The sequence below is a fragment of the Streptomyces sp. Da 82-17 genome (assembly GCF_046098215.1).
Classification (GTDB): domain Bacteria; phylum Actinomycetota; class Actinomycetes; order Streptomycetales; family Streptomycetaceae; genus Streptomyces.
The window spans coordinates 13303-32346 of sequence record NZ_JBJURH010000025.1; the positions used below are offsets into that span (position 1 = coordinate 13303).

General features: G+C 71.1%; 15 protein-coding genes and 1 pseudogene. 6 read left to right on the forward strand and 10 right to left on the reverse strand.

Features of this window, described 5'->3' with window-relative positions; all coding sequences use genetic code 11:
- Positions 1-8: 8 nt before the first annotated feature.
- Entirely contained in the window at positions 9-920 is a 912-nt protein-coding gene (locus ACIDOF_RS31785) for a PfkB family carbohydrate kinase (RefSeq protein WP_409009642.1), read from the reverse strand.
- A 137-nt stretch (positions 921-1057) separates the two neighbouring features.
- Positions 1058-2059 (reverse strand): SIS domain-containing protein, encoded by a 1002-nt coding sequence (locus tag ACIDOF_RS31790; RefSeq protein WP_409009643.1) that lies wholly within the window; start codon positions 2057-2059, stop codon positions 1058-1060.
- A gap of 363 nt (positions 2060-2422) precedes the next feature.
- On the opposite strand from ACIDOF_RS31790, the gene ACIDOF_RS31795 reads away from it, so the two are divergent.
- Genes ACIDOF_RS31795 through ACIDOF_RS31810 form a run of 4 tightly spaced genes read left to right on the forward strand, consistent with a single transcriptional unit; the run spans position 2423 to position 6421 of the window.
- Positions 2423-3742 (forward strand): ABC transporter substrate-binding protein, encoded by a 1320-nt coding sequence (locus ACIDOF_RS31795; protein WP_409009644.1) that lies wholly within the window; start codon positions 2423-2425, stop codon positions 3740-3742.
- Positions 3743-3769: 27 nt separating this feature from the next.
- Positions 3770-4657, forward strand: a complete 888-nt coding sequence (locus ACIDOF_RS31800; protein WP_409009645.1) for a carbohydrate ABC transporter permease — start codon at positions 3770-3772, stop codon at positions 4655-4657.
- The gene (locus ACIDOF_RS31805; protein WP_409009646.1) at positions 4651-5487 is read left to right on the forward strand and encodes a carbohydrate ABC transporter permease; all 837 of its coding nucleotides are present in this window, start codon (positions 4651-4653) and stop codon (positions 5485-5487) included. Before ACIDOF_RS31800 ends, ACIDOF_RS31805 begins: the two co-directional genes overlap by 7 nt.
- Before the next feature lie 43 nt (positions 5488-5530).
- Positions 5531-6421, forward strand: a complete 891-nt coding sequence (locus tag ACIDOF_RS31810) for a sugar phosphate isomerase/epimerase family protein (RefSeq protein WP_409009647.1) — start codon at positions 5531-5533, stop codon at positions 6419-6421.
- On the opposite strand, the gene ACIDOF_RS31815 is transcribed toward ACIDOF_RS31810, so the two are convergent.
- Positions 6383-6946: a dihydrofolate reductase family protein gene (locus ACIDOF_RS31815; RefSeq protein ID WP_409009648.1), complete on the reverse strand. Its 564-nt coding sequence runs from the start codon at positions 6944-6946 to the stop codon at positions 6383-6385. The two genes, ACIDOF_RS31810 and ACIDOF_RS31815, sit on opposite strands and share 39 nt — an antisense overlap.
- Positions 6947-7092: 146 nt before the next feature.
- Between ACIDOF_RS31815 and ACIDOF_RS31820 the strand changes: the two genes are divergently transcribed.
- Positions 7093-8067 (forward strand): hypothetical protein, encoded by a 975-nt coding sequence (locus ACIDOF_RS31820; protein ID WP_409009649.1) that lies wholly within the window; start codon positions 7093-7095, stop codon positions 8065-8067.
- Positions 8068-8097: 30 nt separating this feature from the next.
- On the opposite strand, the pseudogene ACIDOF_RS31825 reads toward ACIDOF_RS31820, so the two are convergent.
- A pseudogene (locus ACIDOF_RS31825) lies at positions 8098-8301 on the reverse strand (DUF6000 family protein); the annotation flags it as partial.
- A gap of 15 nt (positions 8302-8316) precedes the next feature.
- Positions 8317-9624, reverse strand: coding sequence for a benzoate/H(+) symporter BenE family transporter (locus tag ACIDOF_RS31830; RefSeq protein ID WP_409009650.1), 1308 nt, complete (start codon positions 9622-9624; stop codon positions 8317-8319).
- 168 nt (positions 9625-9792) lie between these two features.
- On the opposite strand from ACIDOF_RS31830, the gene ACIDOF_RS31835 reads away from it, so the two are divergent.
- Positions 9793-10350, forward strand: coding sequence for a helix-turn-helix domain-containing protein (locus ACIDOF_RS31835; protein WP_409009651.1), 558 nt, complete (start codon positions 9793-9795; stop codon positions 10348-10350).
- A 19-nt stretch (positions 10351-10369) separates the two neighbouring features.
- On the opposite strand, the gene ACIDOF_RS31840 is transcribed toward ACIDOF_RS31835, so the two are convergent.
- The 5 genes from ACIDOF_RS31840 to ACIDOF_RS31860 form a co-directional block, all read right to left on the reverse strand.
- Complete coding sequence (locus tag ACIDOF_RS31840; protein WP_409009652.1) at positions 10370-14848, reverse strand: trypsin-like peptidase domain-containing protein; 4479 nt, start codon at positions 14846-14848, stop codon at positions 10370-10372.
- 37 nt (positions 14849-14885) lie between these two features.
- Entirely contained in the window at positions 14886-15398 is a 513-nt protein-coding gene (locus tag ACIDOF_RS31845) for a CU044_2847 family protein (RefSeq protein ID WP_409009653.1), read from the reverse strand.
- 228 nt (positions 15399-15626) lie between these two features.
- Complete coding sequence (locus tag ACIDOF_RS31850; RefSeq protein ID WP_409009654.1) at positions 15627-16295, reverse strand: response regulator; 669 nt, start codon at positions 16293-16295, stop codon at positions 15627-15629.
- Positions 16296-16299: 4 nt separating this feature from the next.
- Positions 16300-17559: a sensor histidine kinase gene (locus ACIDOF_RS31855; protein WP_409009655.1), complete on the reverse strand. Its 1260-nt coding sequence runs from the start codon at positions 17557-17559 to the stop codon at positions 16300-16302.
- A 60-nt stretch (positions 17560-17619) separates the two neighbouring features.
- Entirely contained in the window at positions 17620-18891 is a 1272-nt protein-coding gene (locus ACIDOF_RS31860) for an MFS transporter (RefSeq protein ID WP_409009745.1), read from the reverse strand.
- Between the last annotated feature and the right edge of the window lie 153 nt (positions 18892-19044).

Below are 19044 nucleotides of genomic sequence, written 5' to 3' on the forward strand. Positions count from 1 at the left end.
TCGGTACCTCACTTCTGGTGATCGACGGGTGTCCACATGCTAGACACCGGCGGTCGCCCTATGCTCCGGCCCCGGCCGAACGCGGCTTCCGTGAAGCACTGGTCGTACGCCGCGTCCGCGCCGTCCCGCAGCGCGCGCCGCAGCGTCGGGCGGTCCGGGGTGTGCCCCTTTCGCCAGCCGGCGCGCAGCAGTGCGGCGACGAACCCGGCGAGGAAGGCGTCCCCGCAACCCATCGTGTCGACGATCTCCGCCGCGCCCGCGAGCGGGCGCGCCCCGCCGCTGAGCGTCGTACGGCCGTCGTGGGCGAGGGCTCCGTCGGCGCCGCGGGTGGCGAGCGCGAGCCCGGCGCCGCGTCGTACGGCGTCGGCGAGGAGGTCGCGGGTGGCGGTCTCGTCGAGGTGGGAGCAGGACAGCAGGACGAGGTCGGCGTGCGGGCAGACCCGGTCGAGGTAGGCGGGGGTGCGGAACTCGTCCTCGCTGGACAGGTCGTAGCTGACGAGGGTGTCGAGGGCGGCGAGTTTGGGGAGCTCGGGTTCGCTGCCGGAGTACACGCTGGAGTGCACGAGGTCGAAGGACGCGACGTGGTCGAGCAGTGCGGCGTCGAGGGCGAGGGGTTCGCGTACGGTGACGCCGCCGCCGTTCCAGCCGAGGAACACCCGGTCGCCGGCGTCGACCCGCAGGGTGGACACCCCGCTCTCGCCCTCGCGTACGACGCAGTGCCGGGTGGCGACGCCGGCGGCGGTGATCGCGGCGCGCAGGAAGCGGCCGAGGTCGTCGTCGCCGAACACGCCGAGGTACGCGGCGTCGAGGCCGAGGCGGGCCGCGTAGACGGCGACGTTGACGCTGTTGCCGCCCGGGTAGTCGATGCCGCGGTCGACGAACCGGTCGACGATGTTGTCGCCGAAGCCGAGGACTCTCATGCGTTCTCCTGTGAGCTGGGCCCGCCGGGCGCGACGCGGGCGGCGGCGGGGCGTGGGTCGGCGGGCGGGTCGGCCGCGAACAGCGGCCGCTGCCGCCGGAGTTGCTCCGGGGCGGCAGCGGCCGGCGCGGGTCGGCGTCAGTAGTCCATGACCCGGTAGTAGCGGCGCAGGTCGAGGGAGTGGCCGCGCACCCGCTCCAGGTGCTTGCTGACCCGGCCCATGACGGTGTCGAGGACCAGGGGTGCGAGCAGTCCGCGGAACTCCGGGCTGATGCCGGGCAGTTCGTGGTCGCGGGTGTCGAAGACGGTGACGTCGCGGGAGATGCGCTTGGCGAATGCCTCGACACGGTCGGTGAGGGCGCGGGTCTCGTCCTCACCCTGGAAGACGAGCACGCTGGTGTCCTCCTCCAGGAGCTCCAGGGAGCCGTGGAAGAACTCGGCGCTGTGCACCCGCGTGGTGCGCAGCCACTGCATCTCCTCGAGGATGCACATGGAGTAGAGGTACGTGAATCCCCACAGGTTTCCGCCGCCGACGAGGAAGTGGTAGTCGGTGTCCTTGTGGGCCTCGGCGAACGCGGCGGCCGTCGGCTCGGCCTGCTTCGCCACGTCGAGGAGGATGCCGGGCAGCCCCTGCAGCTCGTCGGCGAGCTTCTCGTACCCCTCGAACTCGCCCCGGCGGGCCAGGAGTCGGCCCGTCAGGAGGAGCATCTGCGGGTCGAACGGCCAGGCCTTGGGCTCGGACACGAGCGCCACGTCGACGGCCCGCGCGATGGGCGATTCGGCCTCGCCGGTGAAGCCGACGGTGCGTACGCCCTTGGCCTTGCAGTACTCGATGGCCTTGAGGCTGTCCTCGGTGGTGCCGGAGACCGAGGTGAAGACGGCCACCGAGCGCTCTCCGAGGCCCGCCTCGCCGCCGGTGACCAGCTCGGCGGCGATCACGGCGTGCACGGGCAGGGTCGAGGTGCGGCGGGCGAGGCGTTCGTACGGCCACATCTGGGCGTAGGTGCCGCCGGCGCCGACGAGGTAGAGGTTGTCGAGGCCTTCCTCGGTGAGGCGGTCGGCCAGCTCCTCGATGCGGGGGCGCAGGGCCACCGTGCTGGCCAGCTGGGAGAGGAATTCGGGCTCGTCGAATCCGAGCATCTTCGCGTCCTTTCGGGAACGGGCGCGACCGGCGGCGCTGAGCGACCTGATACCGGTATCACGCGGCCCACACGCTGACACAGCGCGACGTACGCGTCAACTGATCCCCACCGCCCGACGCGCGCACCGCCAGGCCAACTTCCGCTCTCACCTGCACTGTTGAGCTGTCGACGACCACCGCAGACCCACCCCGCGAGGCGTCCGCCGACCGCTCCGGGAAATTCGTCAGGTTCCCGCTCTGGTACCGGTATCAGAATCTCTGTACAGTCGCCGCACGCCAGCGGTCCGTGTCCAGGACATCCGCAGCGGATCCGACGTGCCCGCGCCTTCGGCGGGGTGCGCCCACTCGACGAAAGGAAGCCCATGCGCACACGTGCCATGACGCGGTCCGCAGCGCTCCTCGGGGCCTCGGCACTCGCCCTGACCGGCTGCTTCGCCGGACCCGCGAAGGGCCCGGCGGCCGACGTGACCGCGAAGCCGGAGTTCTCCGGCACCCTGAGCGTCCTCACCAAGTTCGCGGGCGCCCCCCTGGAGCCGTACTTCGAGGACCTGGCCGCCGCGTACGAGCGGAAGCATCCGAAGGTGAAGGTCGAGCTCATCCAGGAGACCGACCAGAGCATCAAGGACAAGACCAAGACGCTCACCGCCTCGGACGCCCTGCCCGACGTCTACTTCACGTGGACGGGCAACTGGGCCGACAACTTCGTACGCGGAGGCCGCGCCGCCGACCTCACGAAGGTGATCGGCCCGGACACCGAGTGGGGCAGGACCTTCAGCGAGGCGTCCCTGTCGGCGTTCGCGCACGACGGCCGCTACTACGGCATCCCGCTGTACAACAACGGCAAGTTCATGGGCTACAACAAGAAGGCCTTCGACAAAGCGGGCGTCGAGGTGCCGCGGACGTTCGACCAACTCGTCGCCGCCTGCCCGGAGTTGCGGGACGCCGGGTACGAGCCGATCGCCTTCGGCAACAAGGACGGCTGGCCCGCGCTGCACTATCTGCAGCAACTGTTCGCCCACAACGTGCCCACCGAGGTCCGCGAGGCCGACTACCGGGCGAAGACCGCCGAGTGGGACCACCCGGGGTACGTGGCCGCCCTGAAGCAGTTCAAGACCCTGGTCTCCCGCTGCACCGACACCGGACGCGGCACCAACGGCGTCCTCTACACCTCGGCGCAGGAGGCGTTCGGACGCGGCAAGGCCGCGATGTACTACCAGGAGATCCTGGAGTTCGACAGCACCACGTCCGGCGGCACGCTGAAGCCGAAGGACCTCGGCATCTTCCCGCTTCCCGCGGCGGTCGGGGCCAAGGGCGATCCGAAGGTGGTCGAGGGGGCGCCCGAGGGGTACTTCGTCAACGCCCGCTCGCCGCGTGCGCCGCTCGCCGTGGACTTCATGAAGTTCGTGACGGAGTCGAAGAACGCGAAGACCCTCTCCTCCCCGCCGTACGGCCAGCCCAGCACCGTGGTCGGGGCGGTGACGGAGAAGACGTCGAGCAAGGCCGTGCACGAGGGCATCGACCTGGTCAACAAGGCGCCGGGGCTTGCCGGTTGGCTCGACATGGTGACCGAGCCCGAGGTGTCCGACGCCTGGCTGTCCGGCGGTGAGGCGCTGATCAGCGGCAGCAAGTCGCCCGAGCAGGTCATGGACGGCGTGCGCGCGGCCGCCCGGTCCGCCGAGTGAGCCGCACGGCCGAAGGGATTCTGTCCGGTGCTCCCCCTGTACCGAAGAGCGGCCCGGCTGCTGTGGGTCCTGCCGGCCCTCGTGCTGCTCGGCGTCTTCGTCTATCTCCCGCTCGTCCAGAACTTCGGGTTCTCCACGCTGACCTGGGACATCTACAGCGGCAGCCAGGAGTTCGTCGGTCTCGGCAACTACCGTGAGCTGTTCGACGACCCGGTCTTCTGGGCGTCCTTCACCAACAACCTGCTGTACGCGGTGCTGTCGGTCGCGTTCCAGGTCTTCGGCGCGCTGCTCCTCGCCGCACTCGTGGAGAGCATCCGCAGCACGCGCTGGCAACGCGCCCTGCGCACGGTGTACTTCATCCCGTCCGCGATCTCCCTGACCGTGGCGGGCCTGCTGTTCTACTTCATCTACGAGCCCAACCTGGGCCTGCTCAACCACGCCCTGGAAGCGGCGGGCCTCGGCACGTTCGACCACTCGTGGCTGGGCCAGGAGAGCACGGCGATGCTCGCGGTGATCGCGATGAGCCAGTGGCAGGGCTTCGGCTACTCGACGCTGCTGTTCGCGGTCGCCATCCAGCGCATCCCGGCGGAGCTGTACGAGGCGGCCGCGCTCGACGGCGTCGGCCCCGTACGCCGCTTCTTCCAGGTGACGCTTCCGCTGGTGCGGGAGATGACCGGGCTGATGGTGATGGTGACCGTGTCGGGCGCCTTCCAGGTGTTCAACGAGGTCATGGTGATGACCAGCGGCGGACCCGACAACTCGACCCAGGTGCTGGGCACTTGGCTCTACCGCAACGGCTTTGTACGCAACGACTTCGGCTACGCCGCGGCCATCGGCACCGTCATCTTCGTGATCACCCTCACGATCGCGATGGCGCAGCTGTGGTTCACCCGTAGCAGAAGGGTGGAATGGTGAGCCGCCTCGGATTCCTCGGCGTGATCGCGCGCCTCTTCCTGTGGGCCTTTCTGCTGTGCCTCGCGGTGGTCGTGCTCTATCCGCTGCTGTGGATGGTGCTGAACGGCTTCAAGTCCAACGCCGAGCTGTTCGGCAACCCGTTCGCGCTGCCGTCCGGGTTCGGCTTCGAGCACTACCGCGACGCGTGGAACCGCGGTGTGAGCGACTACCTGACGACCAGCGTCCTGGTCACGGTGACGTCGACGGTCGCCACGGTGTTCGTCAGCGCCTGGGCGGCGTACGGCCTCACGCGGGTGGACATCCCGCTCAACAAGGTGCTCACGGCGGTGATCCTGGGCGGCCTGATGCTCACGCCGACCGTGGCGCTCGTGCCGCTGGTGCGGATGTTCCAGGCGGTCGGCCTGTACAACAGCTTCTGGGCGCTGCTGATCCTCTACACCGCGTTCCGGATCCCGTTCACCACGTTCCTGATCCGGGCCTACATGATCGACCTGCCGCGCGAGGTGGACGAGGCCGCGCAGATCGACGGGGCCGGCCGGTGGACCACGTTCTGGCGGATCGTCCTGCCGATGTGCAAGCCGATCCTCACGTCGACGGTGCTGCTGCACGTGCTGTTCGCGTGGAACGAGTACCTGTTCGCGATGGTGTTCACCAACGGCAGCGACGTACAGACCCTGCCGGTCGGCCTCACCAGCCTGATGAGCAAGCACGGCACGGACTTCCCCGTCGTGTTCGCGGGCATGGCGATCGCCGCCGTGCCGGTGGTGCTGCTGTTCCTCTTCGGCCAGCGCTACATCGTGAAGGGCCTCGCCGACGGCATCGGCAAGTGAGCACACCCGCCTACGCGTACGTACGAGAGGAGACCTCGACCTCATGTCCTGGCTGCCCCGCCTCACCGGGTCCAACTTCGCCTACCAGCACCTGGCGTTCGACACGTTCCTCGACGACGCGGCCGGGCTGGGCCGTGAGCGGCTCGAACTCTGGGGCGTCGCACCGCACTTGTACGTTCCCGAAGTGACGGACGCTCAGGCCCGGGCGCTGCGCCGCCGGATCGAGGGGCGGGGGCTCGCGGCGTACTGCCTGACTCCCGAGCAGGTGATGTACCCGGTGAACGTGGCCTCGCCGGACGCACCGCTGCGCGACCGGAGCATCGCCATGTTCCGCCGCGCGGCCGAGCTCTGCGTCGAACTGGGCGCGGAGAAGCTGCTGTTGACGCCCGGCAGGGGCCGCGAGGACGAGCCCGTGGGAGCCGCCTGGCGCCGCGCCGTGGACGCGATCGGCGAGATCACCGCGTACGCGGAACGCCTCGGGGTGGGCTGCGTGCTCGAACCGCTGCAACGCGTGGAGTCGAACCTGGTGAACGATGCGCCCACCCTCGCGACGATGCTCGACGAGCTCGGCTCCCGCTCCCTCGGCGCGGTGCTCGACACGGCGACGATGGCCGGGGCCGGCGAGTCCGTCGACGACGCGTTCGCGGCCCTCGGCCCTCGGATCCGCCACGTCCACCTGATCGACGGCCGTCCCATGGGCCACCTCGCCTGGGGCGACGGCCACCTGCCGCTGGCCGACTACCTGACGTCCTTCCGACGGCACGGCTACGACGGCCACATGACGTTCGAACTCTTCGGCGACGGCACGTACGCCCTGAATCCGCGGGCGGCGGTGGAGCAGTGCGAGCGGGCGGTGGCGGCGGCCTGCGGCTCGGAGGGCCTGCCTGCCGGTCTCTCAGCGCCGGACACGGTAACGGAGGTACACGATCCGTGAGTTGAAGGTGCGGGTCTCGACCAGGTCGAGGTCCACTCGGCGCTCGTGCTGCGGGAAGAAGGGGATGCCGCCGCCGACGAGTACCGGGTGGACCACGACCCGGTACTCGTCGATCAGGTCCAGCGAGGCCGCCTCGGCGGCGAGGGTCGCGCCGCCGATCGCGATCTCGCCCTCCCCCGGCTCGGCCCGCAGCCGCTCGATCTCCTCGGCGAGCCCGCCGGAGGCCAGGCGTGCACTGCCCTCCACCTTCGTCAGGGTCGTGGAGAACACCACTTTGGGCAGCGGATTCCAGAGGGAGATCCACTCCCGCTCCGCGTCACCGAGCGAGGGGTCCTGCGCGGCGGTCTCCCAGTACAGCATCGTCTCGTACAGCCGCCGCCCCATGAGGTGGACGTCGACCTGCCGGATGTCGTCGATCCAGAACCGGAACACGTCGGGGTCGGGCTCCGACCAGTCGAACCGGCCGTCGGGCCCGACGATGTACCCGTCGAGCGAAGCACTCATCGAATAGGTCACGCTGCGCATCGGCAGCCTCCTCGGCTGGGGTTGTCGACTGACCTGGCCTGACCGCAAGAACGTACAAGACCGATGTACTCGCGCCAGGTGAGGCTGGTGGGGTCTGGTGTGTGGTGTCGTGGTGTGGGTCGTACGGAAGGGAAGGCAGTCGGGTCGTGCCGATCGTGTTCATCGTGGCGTCGGTGGTGTTGCAGGCCGGGGTGTTCGGGTTCGTTTCCGGGCGGGTGGACGCCACGGCGAGTCTGGCGCTGTCCTGTGCGGGATTCGGGGCTGCGGCGGTGGTGTTCAACTCCGTGCTGGCGGTGCGGCGTCGGCGGCGCGGGGCGGCGGGCGTCGCGGGGCCGCCGAGGGCCACGGGGCTGCTCGTGCTGATGAACGTGGTCACGGCGGTCACGTTCCTCGGGTTCTACGCCTCGCTGAGCTGGGTGCCGTCCGCGCTCGCCACCGGGATCGAGACGGCGATCGGCCCCGCCGCCCTCGCCCTGCTGGCCCTCGCCGGGCACGGCCAGCGCGCCTCGCGGAAGGGCTGGGTCGCGGCCGCGGTGCTGGTGCTGCTCGGGCTGGGCATCGGCTGGAGCTTCACGGGCGGGCGCGGGGGCGAGGACGGGGGTGCGGGCGGGGGGCTCGCGGTGTCCGCCGGTACGGTCCTCGGGCTCGCGCTGGTGGTCGTGGCGGGTGTCGGAGCCGCCGTACTGGCCCTGATCTCCGCCGAGTTGGGGCGGCGCGGCATCGATCCCGTGTACGTGACCGCGCACCGCTTCCACCTCACGTACCTGTGCGGCGGCGCGCTCCTCCTGGCGACCGGCGGTCTCGACCGGCGATGGGTCCTCGGGCCGCCCGTCCTGCTCCTCCTCGGCGTACTGGCCGTGACCATCCCGCTGTTCCTGCTGCAGACCGGTCTGCAGCGCGCGGACCCGATGGTGGCCATGGTGCTCCTCACCACCCTGCCCGGCGCCACCTACCTCGCGGAGACCGTCTTCCACGGCGGCTTCGACGCGACGTCGCTGACGCTGATCTGCTGCCTGATCGCGGTGGCGTCCTGGTACGCCTCGCTGTCCCGCGAGCAGCGCGGCGCGAGAGGCGTACGGGGGCGAGGGCGCGCGGCGACTCCTGAATCCACGCGCACGTGAAACCCTCCCCTGAGCCGCACCCAGGCGCTCTCAACCGCGCTGGTCGTACCGGCAGTCGACGCGAGGGAGCCACCGCTCCAGGTAGGCGACGAGCAGCTCGGCGTCCTTCGCGGTGCCGAGTCGGGCCAGGGCGAAGCAGTAGCCCTGCCCCGCGTACGTCAACTCGCTGCCCGACAACAGCTCGCCAAGGCGTTCACGGAACCGCTCCCGGCGGCTCACGCCGATCAGCCAGGCCGCTGCAAGCCGGGGTCAAGCCGAAGCCCCCTCCCGCCCCCGCTCCCCCGCCGCAACAGTCCCCGTCTCAGACCCGGGACCTGGACCTGCATCTGACCCCGGACCCGAGCCCGGCGCCGCACCCGGCACCCGAACTCCTCGGCCCCGCCGTCTCCCAGTCGTGGTGACTGCGCTCGTCAGTACGCCCGCGAGCAGGCCCCAGAACGCCGGGCCGATGCCGAGCAGGGTCACGCCTGAGGCGGTTGCGAGGAAGGTGACGAGTGCCGCCTCTCTCGACTCCGGGTCGGACAGCGCGGCGGTCAGGGAGGCCTCGATCGTGGCGAGGAGGCCGACCCCGGCGACGGCCAGGACGAGTGCGTGCGGCATCGCCGTGAGCAGGGACGCGACGGTCGCGCCGAGCAGGCCGACGGCGAGGTAGAAGATGCCGGCCCAGACGGCCGCGAGGTAGCGGCGCCGCCGGTCGGGGTGGGCCTCGTCGCCGGTGCAGATCGCGGCCGTGATCGCCGCCAGGTTGAGGCCGAACGCCCCGAACGGCGCGAGCACGGCCTGCGCGGCGCCCGTCCACGTCAGCACGGGCGAGACCGGAACGTCGTACCCGGAACCGCGCAGCACGGCGACCCCCGGCAGGTTCTGGGAGGCCATGGTGACGACGAAGAGCGGTACGCCGACGCTCACCAGCACCTTCCAGTCGAACTCAGGAGTCGTGAACACCGGCTGCGCGAGGGACAGTTGGACCTTCTCCAGATGCCAGCCGCCGGCGAGCACGGACGCGACGACACCACCGCCGAGCGCCACGAGCACCGCGTACCGGGGCAGCAGCCTGCGCGCCAGCAGGTACAGCGCGAACACCGGGAACGCGATCGCGAAGCTGCCGCCCAGCTGTGAGAAGAGGCCTGTGCCGAAGTCGAGCAGCACCCCGGCGAGCAGCGCGGACGCCAGCGGCACCGGGATACGGCCCATGATCCGCGCGAACCACCCGGTGACCCCGCTGACCACGATGAGCAGAGCGCTGAACAGGAACGCGCCCACGGCCTTCTCCATCGACACCCCGGCGAGGCTGGTGGCGAGGAGCGCGGCGCCGGGCGTCGACCAGGAGGTGAGGACCGGCGCCTTGTAGCGCAGCGACAGGCCGACGCTCGTCACGGCGATGCCGACGCCGAGCGCCAGCATCCACGAGGAGACCTCCCTCGTGTCCGCCCCGGCAGCCCGGGCCGCGGTGAACACGATGGCCGCGGCGCTCGTCACGCCGACGGTGGTCGCGATGAGCGCCGCCACCACGGCCGTGGGCGGCGCGGCGGCACGTATGCGGGCGAGCAGGGACATACGGCATCACTTCCGAAGCGGGGAGCGTTCCACGAACGGAACGTTCTGTTTGTGGAACACTAAGGACGCGGACGGCGGCACGTCAAAGCCGTACGCACAACGCAACGCACGACGCACAACGCAACACCCACCGACAGACGTGAACTCAGGAACGGACGGGGCCGGGCAATGGGTCTGAACGACGAGGTCGGACGCAGGCTGAAGCAGCTGCGACAGGACGAGGGCCTCTCCCTCTCCGAGCTCGCCCGCCGCTCAGGCGTCGGCAAGGGCACGCTCTCGGAGCTGGAGACGGGCCGCCGCAACCCGACCCTGGAAACCCTCTACGCCCTGACCACCGCCCTGGGCCGCCCCCTCAGCGCCGTCCTCGACGCCCCCGACCCCGACCCCGGCACGACGGCCCGCACGGGCGGCGTCTCGGGCAGCGCGGTCACGGCCGTCCTCATGGAGCGGTACGAGGACGACGAGGCGGCGACGGACGTCTTCCGCATCACCGTCGCCGGCGGCGCGACCCAGGAGTCGGCCGCGCACGTCCCGCGTACGACGGAGAGCCTGATGGTGCTCTCCGGCACGGCCGTCGTCGGCCTGCGCGACGCCCCGCAGACGGCGGGCCCTGGCGGCCACGCCCACTGGCCGGCCGACACCCCGCACTTCTACAGCGCGCCGGAGGGGGAGGTGCAGGGGGTGTTGTTCGTCCGGTACCCGAAGGGCGCTGCGCCCAGAGACTGACTCCGACCGCGTCGCGCCGTCAGGCCGGGCAGATGCTGGGTGGGAGGTCTGCGGGGAGGCCGCGGCGGTCGGTCGGGGTGAGGTCGCGGCCGATGGCGGCGCAGAGGTGGTCTCGCCACAGTTCGGGGTCGAGGCGCAGCAGGTCCAGGCGACCTCCGCCGCTGTTGCCGAAGCTGCCTTCCGACAGGGTCCGCACCAGGGTTCGGCCGTCCCTGGTGGCCGCCAGAAAGTGCTGGTCCGTCGCGAAGTCGTACGTCGTGGCGTTTCCGGAACCGGACAGTTTCTGGAAGCGGACTGTGCTTCCGTTGGCCAGGTAGAACTCGCCTTCCTTTCCGGTGAAGTTGAAGGCGAATCCCTCTCCGGTGAACGTGCGGTTCGCGCCCAGCGGGCCGAGAGGGCCGGCCAGTCGCGTCGGCTTTCCTTCGCTTCCCGCCGACCACAACTCCAGCATTCCGCCCGGTGTTTTCGCTGCCGCGTACCGTCCGCTTCTGTCGAGGAAGGCACGTTCGACGTCCTCGCCGAGGTGGATTCTGCGGGACCGGTCTTCCTTTCCGGTGCGCAGGTCGACGCTGTGCAGGACCGGCTCGCCGTAGATCATGACCTGGATGTGGCCCGCCTTCGGGTCGGCGTTCACCGCGAATCCCGAGTCGACGGCTCTTCTGGTCGAGCCGTAGACGGGCGGGTTCTTCTTGGCGAGTTGGAGTTTTCGGGCGTCGACGGTCTTCGAGAGGCGGCTGCCGGTACGGGCGTTCCAGTGCTCGATACGGCTGCCGGACAGGGTCACGAGTTCGTCGCCTCCCGGGAGGAAGGCGAGGGTCAGGGGTTCCGCGTTTCCGTTGTCGGCGACGGGAGGGGGCGTCGTGGTGATCTCCGTGACTTCACGCAGGGACGGGATCTCCCGGACCGTGATCTTGTCGGTGCCGGTCACGTCGGCCACGAGGCTTTCCGCGTCGTTGACGGCCAGGGCGTGCGCGGCGGTCATGGTGGGTGTCGCGACGGTGTGGGGGCGCTTCGCTTCGGCCTGCGCCCGGCCGGAGGAGACGTCCACGAGCGCCAGCGTCTCGTCGGCCGCGGGTTCGGGCCCGGTTGTGATGCGGGCGATCAGGGTGTTCCCGCCGTCGATGAGTCGCGGCGCGTTGACGACCACGTTCCCGCCGTCGATGTCGCCCGGGCGGAGCGGGACAGCGGTCAGCGTGTTCTTGTCCTCGGCGAGCGTCAGCACGACCGGCTTCCGCCCCTCGTGCAGGAGGGGGCCGAGCGTCTTCTCGGACAGCCGCGCCTGGGTCTGCTGCAGTCGGCGACCCTTATGGATGTCGACGACCGTCCATGTGGCGAACTCGTTCGCCGCGAAGCGTTCGCCCTTCGCGTCGACGGCGATGCTCTCGCAGCCGGACGTGTCGTTCTTGTCGGTGTAGCGGCTCAACTCCCGCCCGTCCGCGACCCGCAGGGCGCGATACGTCTTTCCGTCGCCCCCGGCGGTCTCCCGGCAGACGACCATGACCTCGCCGTTTCCCGACAGGCCGACGGGCGAGCCGTACAGCGACCCCGTGTCGACGTCTTCGGCCAGCTTGCGTGCCTTGCCCGTGCCGACGTCCACGGCCGTCACGAAACTCTCCGCGACGCGGGCGCGCCCTTGGACGACGAGTGTGCTCCGGTCAGGCCCGAACTTCAGGGTCTCCACGTTCCACGGCACTCGGCCCGGTACGTCGCGGCCGCGCCCGGTCGACAGGTCCCACACCCGGAGTTGCCGTCCGGAGACGAGGGCCAGTTCCTCGGCGTCGGGTGAGAACGCCATGGGGCTGTCCCCGTCGCCCAGCACCTCCGCCAGGCCGGCCATCTCCCTGAACTCCGCCGACCGCACGGTGCGTGCCGGTCCGAGCAGACCGTCCGGCTGGTCCGCCGTACGGTCGACGTCGCGCCAGACGAACGCACCGGTCGCCGACAGGTACCCGATCCGCCGCCCGTCGCGGCTGACCAGCGGCAGGAACGCCATCTCGTCGAGGCCGAGCTGCAGCCGGAGCACCTCTCCCCCACGTCGGCGTACGAAGAGCGTGGCCCGGCCGTTGTCCGTCACGGCGAGCGTCACCCTGCCGTCCACGCTCGACACCGCGTTCCGGATCTGCCCTTCGATGCCGCTCAACACCCAGGCGGTGCCGTTGAGTTGGTCGTACCGGCGGAACACGGCGTTGCGGGCCTCGTCCGTCGGTGCGATCTCGTACGCCGCCATGGCGATCAGCGCGCCCTGCCCGACGTCCTGTTTCGCCACTTCGGCCGAGAGGGTGGCGAGTTGGCGGGAGCGTGACTCCGCTTCGCGTTGGGTGCTGACGCGTGACTGGTGGACGAGGAACGTACCGAGCGCGGCGATCAGCGCGAACACCACGGCGACGGCGATCCACGCGGCACGGCGACGGCGCCGCTGCGCCCGGCGACGCTCACGCGCGAGGGTGAGGAACTCCCTTTCTTCCTCGTCGAGTTCAGCCGCCCGGGCGCCGAGGCGCTGCTCGATCGCTTCGAGTTGGAGTGCGCCGGGCAACAGCCCCGGTGCGCGCCGTCCGTTCGTCCACCGGTCGCGTTCGTGGCCCAGTTCCGCGCGGGCGGCCAGGAACTCGCTGTCGGCCCGCACCTGCTCCTGCAGCGCCGGCCACACCGTGACCAGCGCCTCGTGGGCGAGCTCGACGGTCTCCGGCTCCCCGTGCCCGCCGTGCAGGACGAGGAGCCGCCAGTCGGGCCCGGCCAGCCACTGCGCGATCCGCCATCGCGTCTCGCCGGCTTCCTGCCGGGTGAGTCTGCGGCGCAACGGGGCCGGGCTGCCGGGCAGGACGCGGACCAGGCCGGTGAGGAGCTGCCGGGCCTCAACTTCCTTGTGGCGTAGGGATTGTTCGGATTCCTTGTGCCGTGCGGATTCTTCTGGTTCGTTGTGCCGTACGGACTGTCCGGGTTCCTTGTGGCGTTCGGATTCTTCTGGCTGGGTGGTTTCGTCGCCTCCGGTCCAGCGCGACCAGGCGTTCTCGGCATGCCGGGCCAGCGCCCCGGAGACGCCGCCGGCCGCTTCGTACGCCGCGAGCCGCAGTTGGCCGTGCTCCCGGTCCTCCCACAGTTTCTGCAGGACGAAGCCGAGCAGTGGCAGTGTTCCCGGGCCGTTGCCGGCGTCGTCGAGGATGCGGTCGACGAGGCCTCGTTCGTAGGCCACGCCCGGGACCTGGTCGAGTGGTCTGCTGACGACCTCGCGCAGCTGCTGCCGTGTCATCGGTGTCAGCGGCAGCGTCATGCCGTCCCGGAGTGCGGGGCCGAGGTGCGGGTGCTTGAGGGCGTCGTCCATGAAGTCGGCCCGGAGGGTGAGCAGCACCCGCAGTCCCGGCGCCGGTCCGCGTTCCGGGAAGAGCACACGGACCAGTTCGGCCACCTCGTCGCCGTCCCGGGCCAGGAGTGCTTCGGCCTGGTCGAGTACGAGCAGAAGCTTGCCGCCCGCCGTGCCGCGTACGCGGTGCAGGGTGTCGGCGAGCCCCAACTCCGTGAGCCACGCCTGCACTTCGCCCGCCCCGCGTGCTCGTACGGGCTCCTCGCGGCGTCCGGCGGCGAAGTCCTCGTAGAGGGTGGTGGCGAGGGCGGCCAGCGGCGACGAGACGGCTCCGGCGTTCACGACGAGCACGTCGTAGCCGTCCGCGCGCATCCTCGGCACCACACCGGCGAGGGCCAGCGACGACTTGCCCGACCCCGAGGGGCCGTACACGGTGACGCTGGTGTGGGCGGTGAGTGCGGCGGCCGTCCTGGCGGCGTCGCCCGTACGGCCGAAGTAGACGTGTGCGTGGCTTTCCCGGAAGGTTTCCAGGCCGAGGAAGGGCGAGGCCGGGGTCAGGACGGCGTCGAGCTCGGGGAGGTCCCGGACCACGGAGTCCTTGCGGATCGCGAACGCCTGCTGGGCCTGGCGGCCGGGCTGGGCGACGGAGACGACGCCGACGACGGCGCGGTGCCGCGGATCCCAGACGGGACTGCCGCTGAAGCCCTCTTCGACGTACGCGGTCTCCCCGTCCGTACGGGAGAACTGGCGTCGGCCCTCTCCGGTGGGGCCGCCGAGTCTGGCCCTGACCCAGATGCCGCCCGGCGAGGCGCCGGTGAACCCCACGATGCCGACCTCGTCGTCCCACGCGGTCCTGGGCTCGACCATCGGCAGGGGGCGGGAACCGGGGACGGCCGACGGCAGGCGGAGGACGGCGACGTCGCCCGTGCCGTCGTCCCGCTCCGCGACGAAGTGCTCCACCCGGGCGGACCGGACCGTTCCGGCGAGGCGCGGGTCCAGCGGCAGGTCCAGCTCGACCGACGCTCCCACCGCCTCCGGCGCCTGCCCCAAGGCGTACGTCACCACATGCGCGCAGGTCAGGACACGGTCGGGGGCGACGAGGAAACCCGCGCCGATGGGCCGGCCGTCCTGCCCTTTGATGCGGACGACCGACGGGGCGAGGGCCTCATCGGGCCGCTGCCCTTCCGCCGCCCCCGTCACGTGGCCTCCGCTTCCCCGCGGTCACGAACGCGACGGGTCACCGGTCGGCCGGTCCGGTGGTTGCCGTCGGCAGTGTCGGTGCTGTCGTCTGCGCCGGCTCTGTGGCTTGCGCCGGCTCTGTTGCCGGTGTCGGTTCGGTTGCCGGTGTCGGCTCTGTGGCGTGCGCTGGCTCTGTTGCCGGTGCCGGTTCTGTTGCCGGTGTCGGTTCGGGGCGGTCGGTTCTGTTCCAGGTGAGGCTGACCGAGAAGTTGGCCGAGGTCGCCGTGGACGCGATGACGACGCCCGCCTCCGCCGACAGGGACACCCCGAATTCCAGCGCGATCTCGTCCGGGGGCTGGGCCAGGCCGCGGAACCGTCCCACGAAGCTGTCCGCGACCGGACGCACGGTGTCCAGCATCTCCCCCAGCGTCTGTTCCGCCCGTGCGACCGCCCGGCCCCCGCGCCCCACGCGTACGAGCGACTCGTCCACCTCACGGATCTGGACCCGCACGACGTCGTCGCTGCCGTCCTCCAGGGGGACTTCGACGGTACGCACCTGCCGCTCGCTCATCGGGCCACGCCCGTTCCGGCAAGGGTGGCTGGCACGTCGTTGCCGTCGGCGGCGGCGCGTGGAACGCGGGCCGGTATGGCGGTCGTACGCGGGGTCGTCCTCACGGTGCTACTCCCTCACTTGGTGCGACGGTGACCATTGTGGCGTGAAGCGACGCCGGGTTTCCGTGAGTTGGCCGAGACCGGTCGCGGGAGTGGTGTCGTCGGCCGGATCACGTACGGCCCCCGCTCACCGCCCGCCCATCCTCGGCGTCACCAACCCCGACTCGTAGGCGGCCACCACGAGTTGGGCGCGGTCGCGTGCGTGGAGTTTGGTCATGGCCCGGTTGATGTGGGTCTTGGCGGTCGAGGGGCTGATGACCAGGCGTTCGGCGATGTCGTCGTTGGAGAGGCCGTGTGCGGCGAGCACGACCGCTTCCCGCTCCCGGGCCGTCAACTCGGCGAGTGCGTCCGGGACTTGGGGGCGCGGGGGCTGGGTCACGTACCGGTCGATGAGTTTGCGGGTGACGGCCGGGGCGAGCAGGGCGTCTCCGCGGGCGGCGACGCGTACCGCGTGCAGGAGGTCCTCCGGGAGGATGTCCTTGACGAGGAACCCGGCGGCGCCCGCGCGCAGCGCGTCGAAGACGTACTGGTCCATGCCGTAGTTGGTCAGCATCACGACGTGCACGGACGCGAGCGCCGGGTCCGCGGCGATACGGCGGGTCGCCTCGATACCGTCCATGACGGGCATCTGGATGTCGACGAGCGCGACGTCGGGCAGGTGCTCCGCCGCGTACGCCAGTGCTTCCTTGCCGTCGGACGCCTCGGCGACCACCTCGATGTCGTCCTCCAGGTCGAGGAGGGCGCGGAAACCGCTGCGGATGAGTGGCTGGTCGTCTGCCAGCAGGACCCTGATCACGGGATCACAAGCTCCGTTCGTGGGGAGGGGGTGGCGTGCGGGAGCTGGCGGGAGCTGGTTCGGGGACGGATGCGGGTCCGGGTGCTGGTACGGGGAGTTCGGCCCGTACCGTGAAGCCGCCGCCGTCGGCCGTGCCGCGCGGTGCGGCGTGGAGGGTTCCGCCGAGGGCGGTGACGCGTTCACGCATGCCGAGCAGCCCGAGGCCGTGGCCGTCGGAGGGCTCCTTGCTGCCCGTCTTGCTGCCCGGTTTGCTGCCCGTCTTGCTGCCCGGTGTGGCCTTGCCGTCGTCGTCGACGCGGATCGTGAGCGTGTGCGGGCCGTGCTCGATGCGTACGGTGGCGGTGGCGGCGTCCGCGTGCCGGGCCACGTTGGTGAGCGCCTCCTGCACGATGCGGTAGGCGGTACGGCCCACGGCGGCCGGTACGGGCGCGGCGGGCGGGTCGCCCTCGACGGTCAACTCGGTTGCGAGCCCGGTCACTTGGAACCGCTTCACCAGCTCGGGGAGGTCGTCGAGGCCGGGCGGCGGTGCGGTGTCGTCGTCGCGCAGGGCCTCCAGGGTCGCGCGGAGTTCGCGGCTCGCCTCGCGGCCGGCCTCCTGGATCGCGAGCAGCGCCTCCGGCACCTGTTCGCCACGCCGCCGGGCCACGTGCACGGCCACCTCGGACTGCACTTTGATCACCGAGATCTGGTGCGTGAGCGAGTCGTGCAACTCCCTTGCGATGCGCAGCCGTTCCTCGTCGGCCCGGCGGCGCGCGGTCTCCTCGCGGGTGCGCTCGGCCTCGTCCGCCCGCCGCTCCGCCTGCCGTACGGCCTCGCCCGCGGCGAACGCGGCGACCAGCCACGCGAGCTCCAGCGTGCCGCGCGCCTGCGCCAGCACCTCGCGCGCGGACCCGTCGTGCACCAGCAGGGCTGTGGCGTGCAGTACGGCGACGAGCCCGAGGGAGGCGGCGACCGTGACCGCGCGATGTCCGGCGCGTACGGCTGCGTACACCGCGACCAGGTACGCGACCGACAGCACCTCGAACCCGGCCGCCAGGTACCCCGCCGTGCAGGCCGCGGTGACGGCCAACACCAGGCGCGGAGAACGGCGGCGCGCGGCGAGGGCCAGTCCGGCACCCGCGAGCAGCACGCCGCCACCCCACAACTCCGCGCCGCCGGAGGGGTGTTGGCCGGACAGGCCGGTGGTGAGGAGCAGCGCCGCCACGGCCACGGCGACCGTCCAGTCCGCGACCACGGCCGGGACAGCGAACCGTCGTTCGTTCATACGCGCACCGTATGCAAGGTTCGGGTGGACGAACAGGTCGTGGCGGCCGCCCTCTCCGCACTACCCGCACTGCCTGTACTCGTCGCACTGGTCGTACTGCCCGTACTCGCCGTACTGCCCGTACCCGCCGTACTGCCCGTACTGGCCGTATCGGCGACCGTCCTTGCGTCGGCTGTGGCGGTCGACCGCCCAGACGGTGAGCGCGCAGAGGGCGAACGCGGCGCCGAGGGCGCTGGACCCGGCCCAGCCCGCGGCGGCGTACAGGGCGGTGGTGGCGGTCGCGCCGACCGCGGAGCCGAGGGAGTAGAAGAGCATGTAGCCCCCGATGGCGCTGCTCGTGCGGTGGACGTGCGCGGCCGTGAGCAGGTGCTGGTTGCTGACGTGCACGGCCTGTACGGCGAAGTCGAGGACGACGACACCGACGACGACCGGCCAGAGCGACCGGGACGCCTGGCCGGTCGCCGCCCACGAGACGGCCAGCAGGGCGAGTGCGCCTCCGGTGACGGCGTGGGCCCGGCCGGCGTCGGCCCACCGCCCGGCTCGGGCCGCACCCAGCGCTCCGGCGAGCCCCGCGATCCCGAACAGGCCGATCTGGGCTGTGCTCAAGTGCCAGGGCGCGGCCGCGAGGGGCAGCGCCAGACCACTCCACAGGGTGCCGAAGGACGCGAACAGGAAGAACGCGATCAGCCCGCGCGAGACGAGCACGCGGTCGCGGTCGCGGAACAGGCCGCCGAGGCCGCCCAGAACCTCACCGTACGAGGGGCGGGCGACGCCGTTCGCGCTGCGCGGGTCAGCAGGCAGCAGCCTCAGGACGAGGTACGTCAACGCGACGAGGAGCAGGGCCAAGGCCACGTAGACGGACCTCCATCCCCAGAGCGCAGCCAGGCCGCCCGCGAGCACGCGCGCGCCGAGGATGCCGACGATGACACCGGAGGTGACGGCGCCCAGCGTGCGGCCGCGCCCGCCCGGCGCGGACAGGTCGGCGGCGAACGCGACGGTGGTCTGCACGACGACGGCGAACAGGCCGGCCAGGGCGAGCCCGACGAGCAGCAGCCACAGCCGGTCGGCGACCGCGGCCAGGGCCATGCCGGTGGCGGCGAGCAGCAGATGCCCAGCGATGAGCGTGCGCCGGTCGCACATGTCGCCCAGGGGCACGAGCAGGGCCAGGCCGATCAGATAGCCGAGCTGTCCCGTGGTGACGATCCACCCCAGGTCGGCCTCCGGAACGCCCAAGTCCGCGCCGATCCGGGCGAGTACGGGTTGCGCCACGTAGACGGTCGCGACCGCGACCGCGCAGATCACGGCGAACAGCGTTCTCCGGCCAAGCGTCATGCTCACGGGCCCCATTCCTTCGATCAGCCATCAGCCATCAGCGGTCGGCGGTAGTCGACAAGCAATCAGTAGCAAATTGCAACCAAAATGAAGCTACGGCAGAATGGTTTCGATCCGCAACTCTTTGTGATCCGACGACTCTTCAGGAGGGGT

Bases quoted from the DNA above. Each gene is read 5' to 3' on its own strand.
- ACIDOF_RS31805 (WP_409009646.1), top strand. From the start codon at position 4,651: ATGGTGAGCCGCCTCGGATTCCTCGGCGTGATCGCGCGCCTCTTCCTG.
- ACIDOF_RS31835 (WP_409009651.1), top strand. From the start codon at position 9,793: ATGGGTCTGAACGACGAGGTCGGACGCAGGCTGAAGCAGCTGCGACAG.
- ACIDOF_RS31845 (WP_409009653.1), bottom strand. From the start codon at position 15,398: ATGAGCGAGCGGCAGGTGCGTACCGTCGAAGTCCCCCTGGAGGACGGC.
- ACIDOF_RS31785 (WP_409009642.1), bottom strand. From the start codon at position 920: ATGAGAGTCCTCGGCTTCGGCGACAACATCGTCGACCGGTTCGTCGAC.
- ACIDOF_RS31795 (WP_409009644.1), top strand. From the start codon at position 2,423: ATGCGCACACGTGCCATGACGCGGTCCGCAGCGCTCCTCGGGGCCTCG.
- ACIDOF_RS31810 (WP_409009647.1), top strand. From the start codon at position 5,531: ATGTCCTGGCTGCCCCGCCTCACCGGGTCCAACTTCGCCTACCAGCAC.
- ACIDOF_RS31855 (WP_409009655.1), bottom strand. From the start codon at position 17,559: ATGAACGAACGACGGTTCGCTGTCCCGGCCGTGGTCGCGGACTGGACG.
- ACIDOF_RS31830 (WP_409009650.1), bottom strand. From the start codon at position 9,624: ATGTCCCTGCTCGCCCGCATACGTGCCGCCGCGCCGCCCACGGCCGTG.
- ACIDOF_RS31860 (WP_409009745.1), bottom strand. From the start codon at position 18,891: ATGACGCTTGGCCGGAGAACGCTGTTCGCCGTGATCTGCGCGGTCGCG.
- ACIDOF_RS31815 (WP_409009648.1), bottom strand. From the start codon at position 6,946: ATGCGCAGCGTGACCTATTCGATGAGTGCTTCGCTCGACGGGTACATC.
- ACIDOF_RS31790 (WP_409009643.1), bottom strand. From the start codon at position 2,059: ATGCTCGGATTCGACGAGCCCGAATTCCTCTCCCAGCTGGCCAGCACG.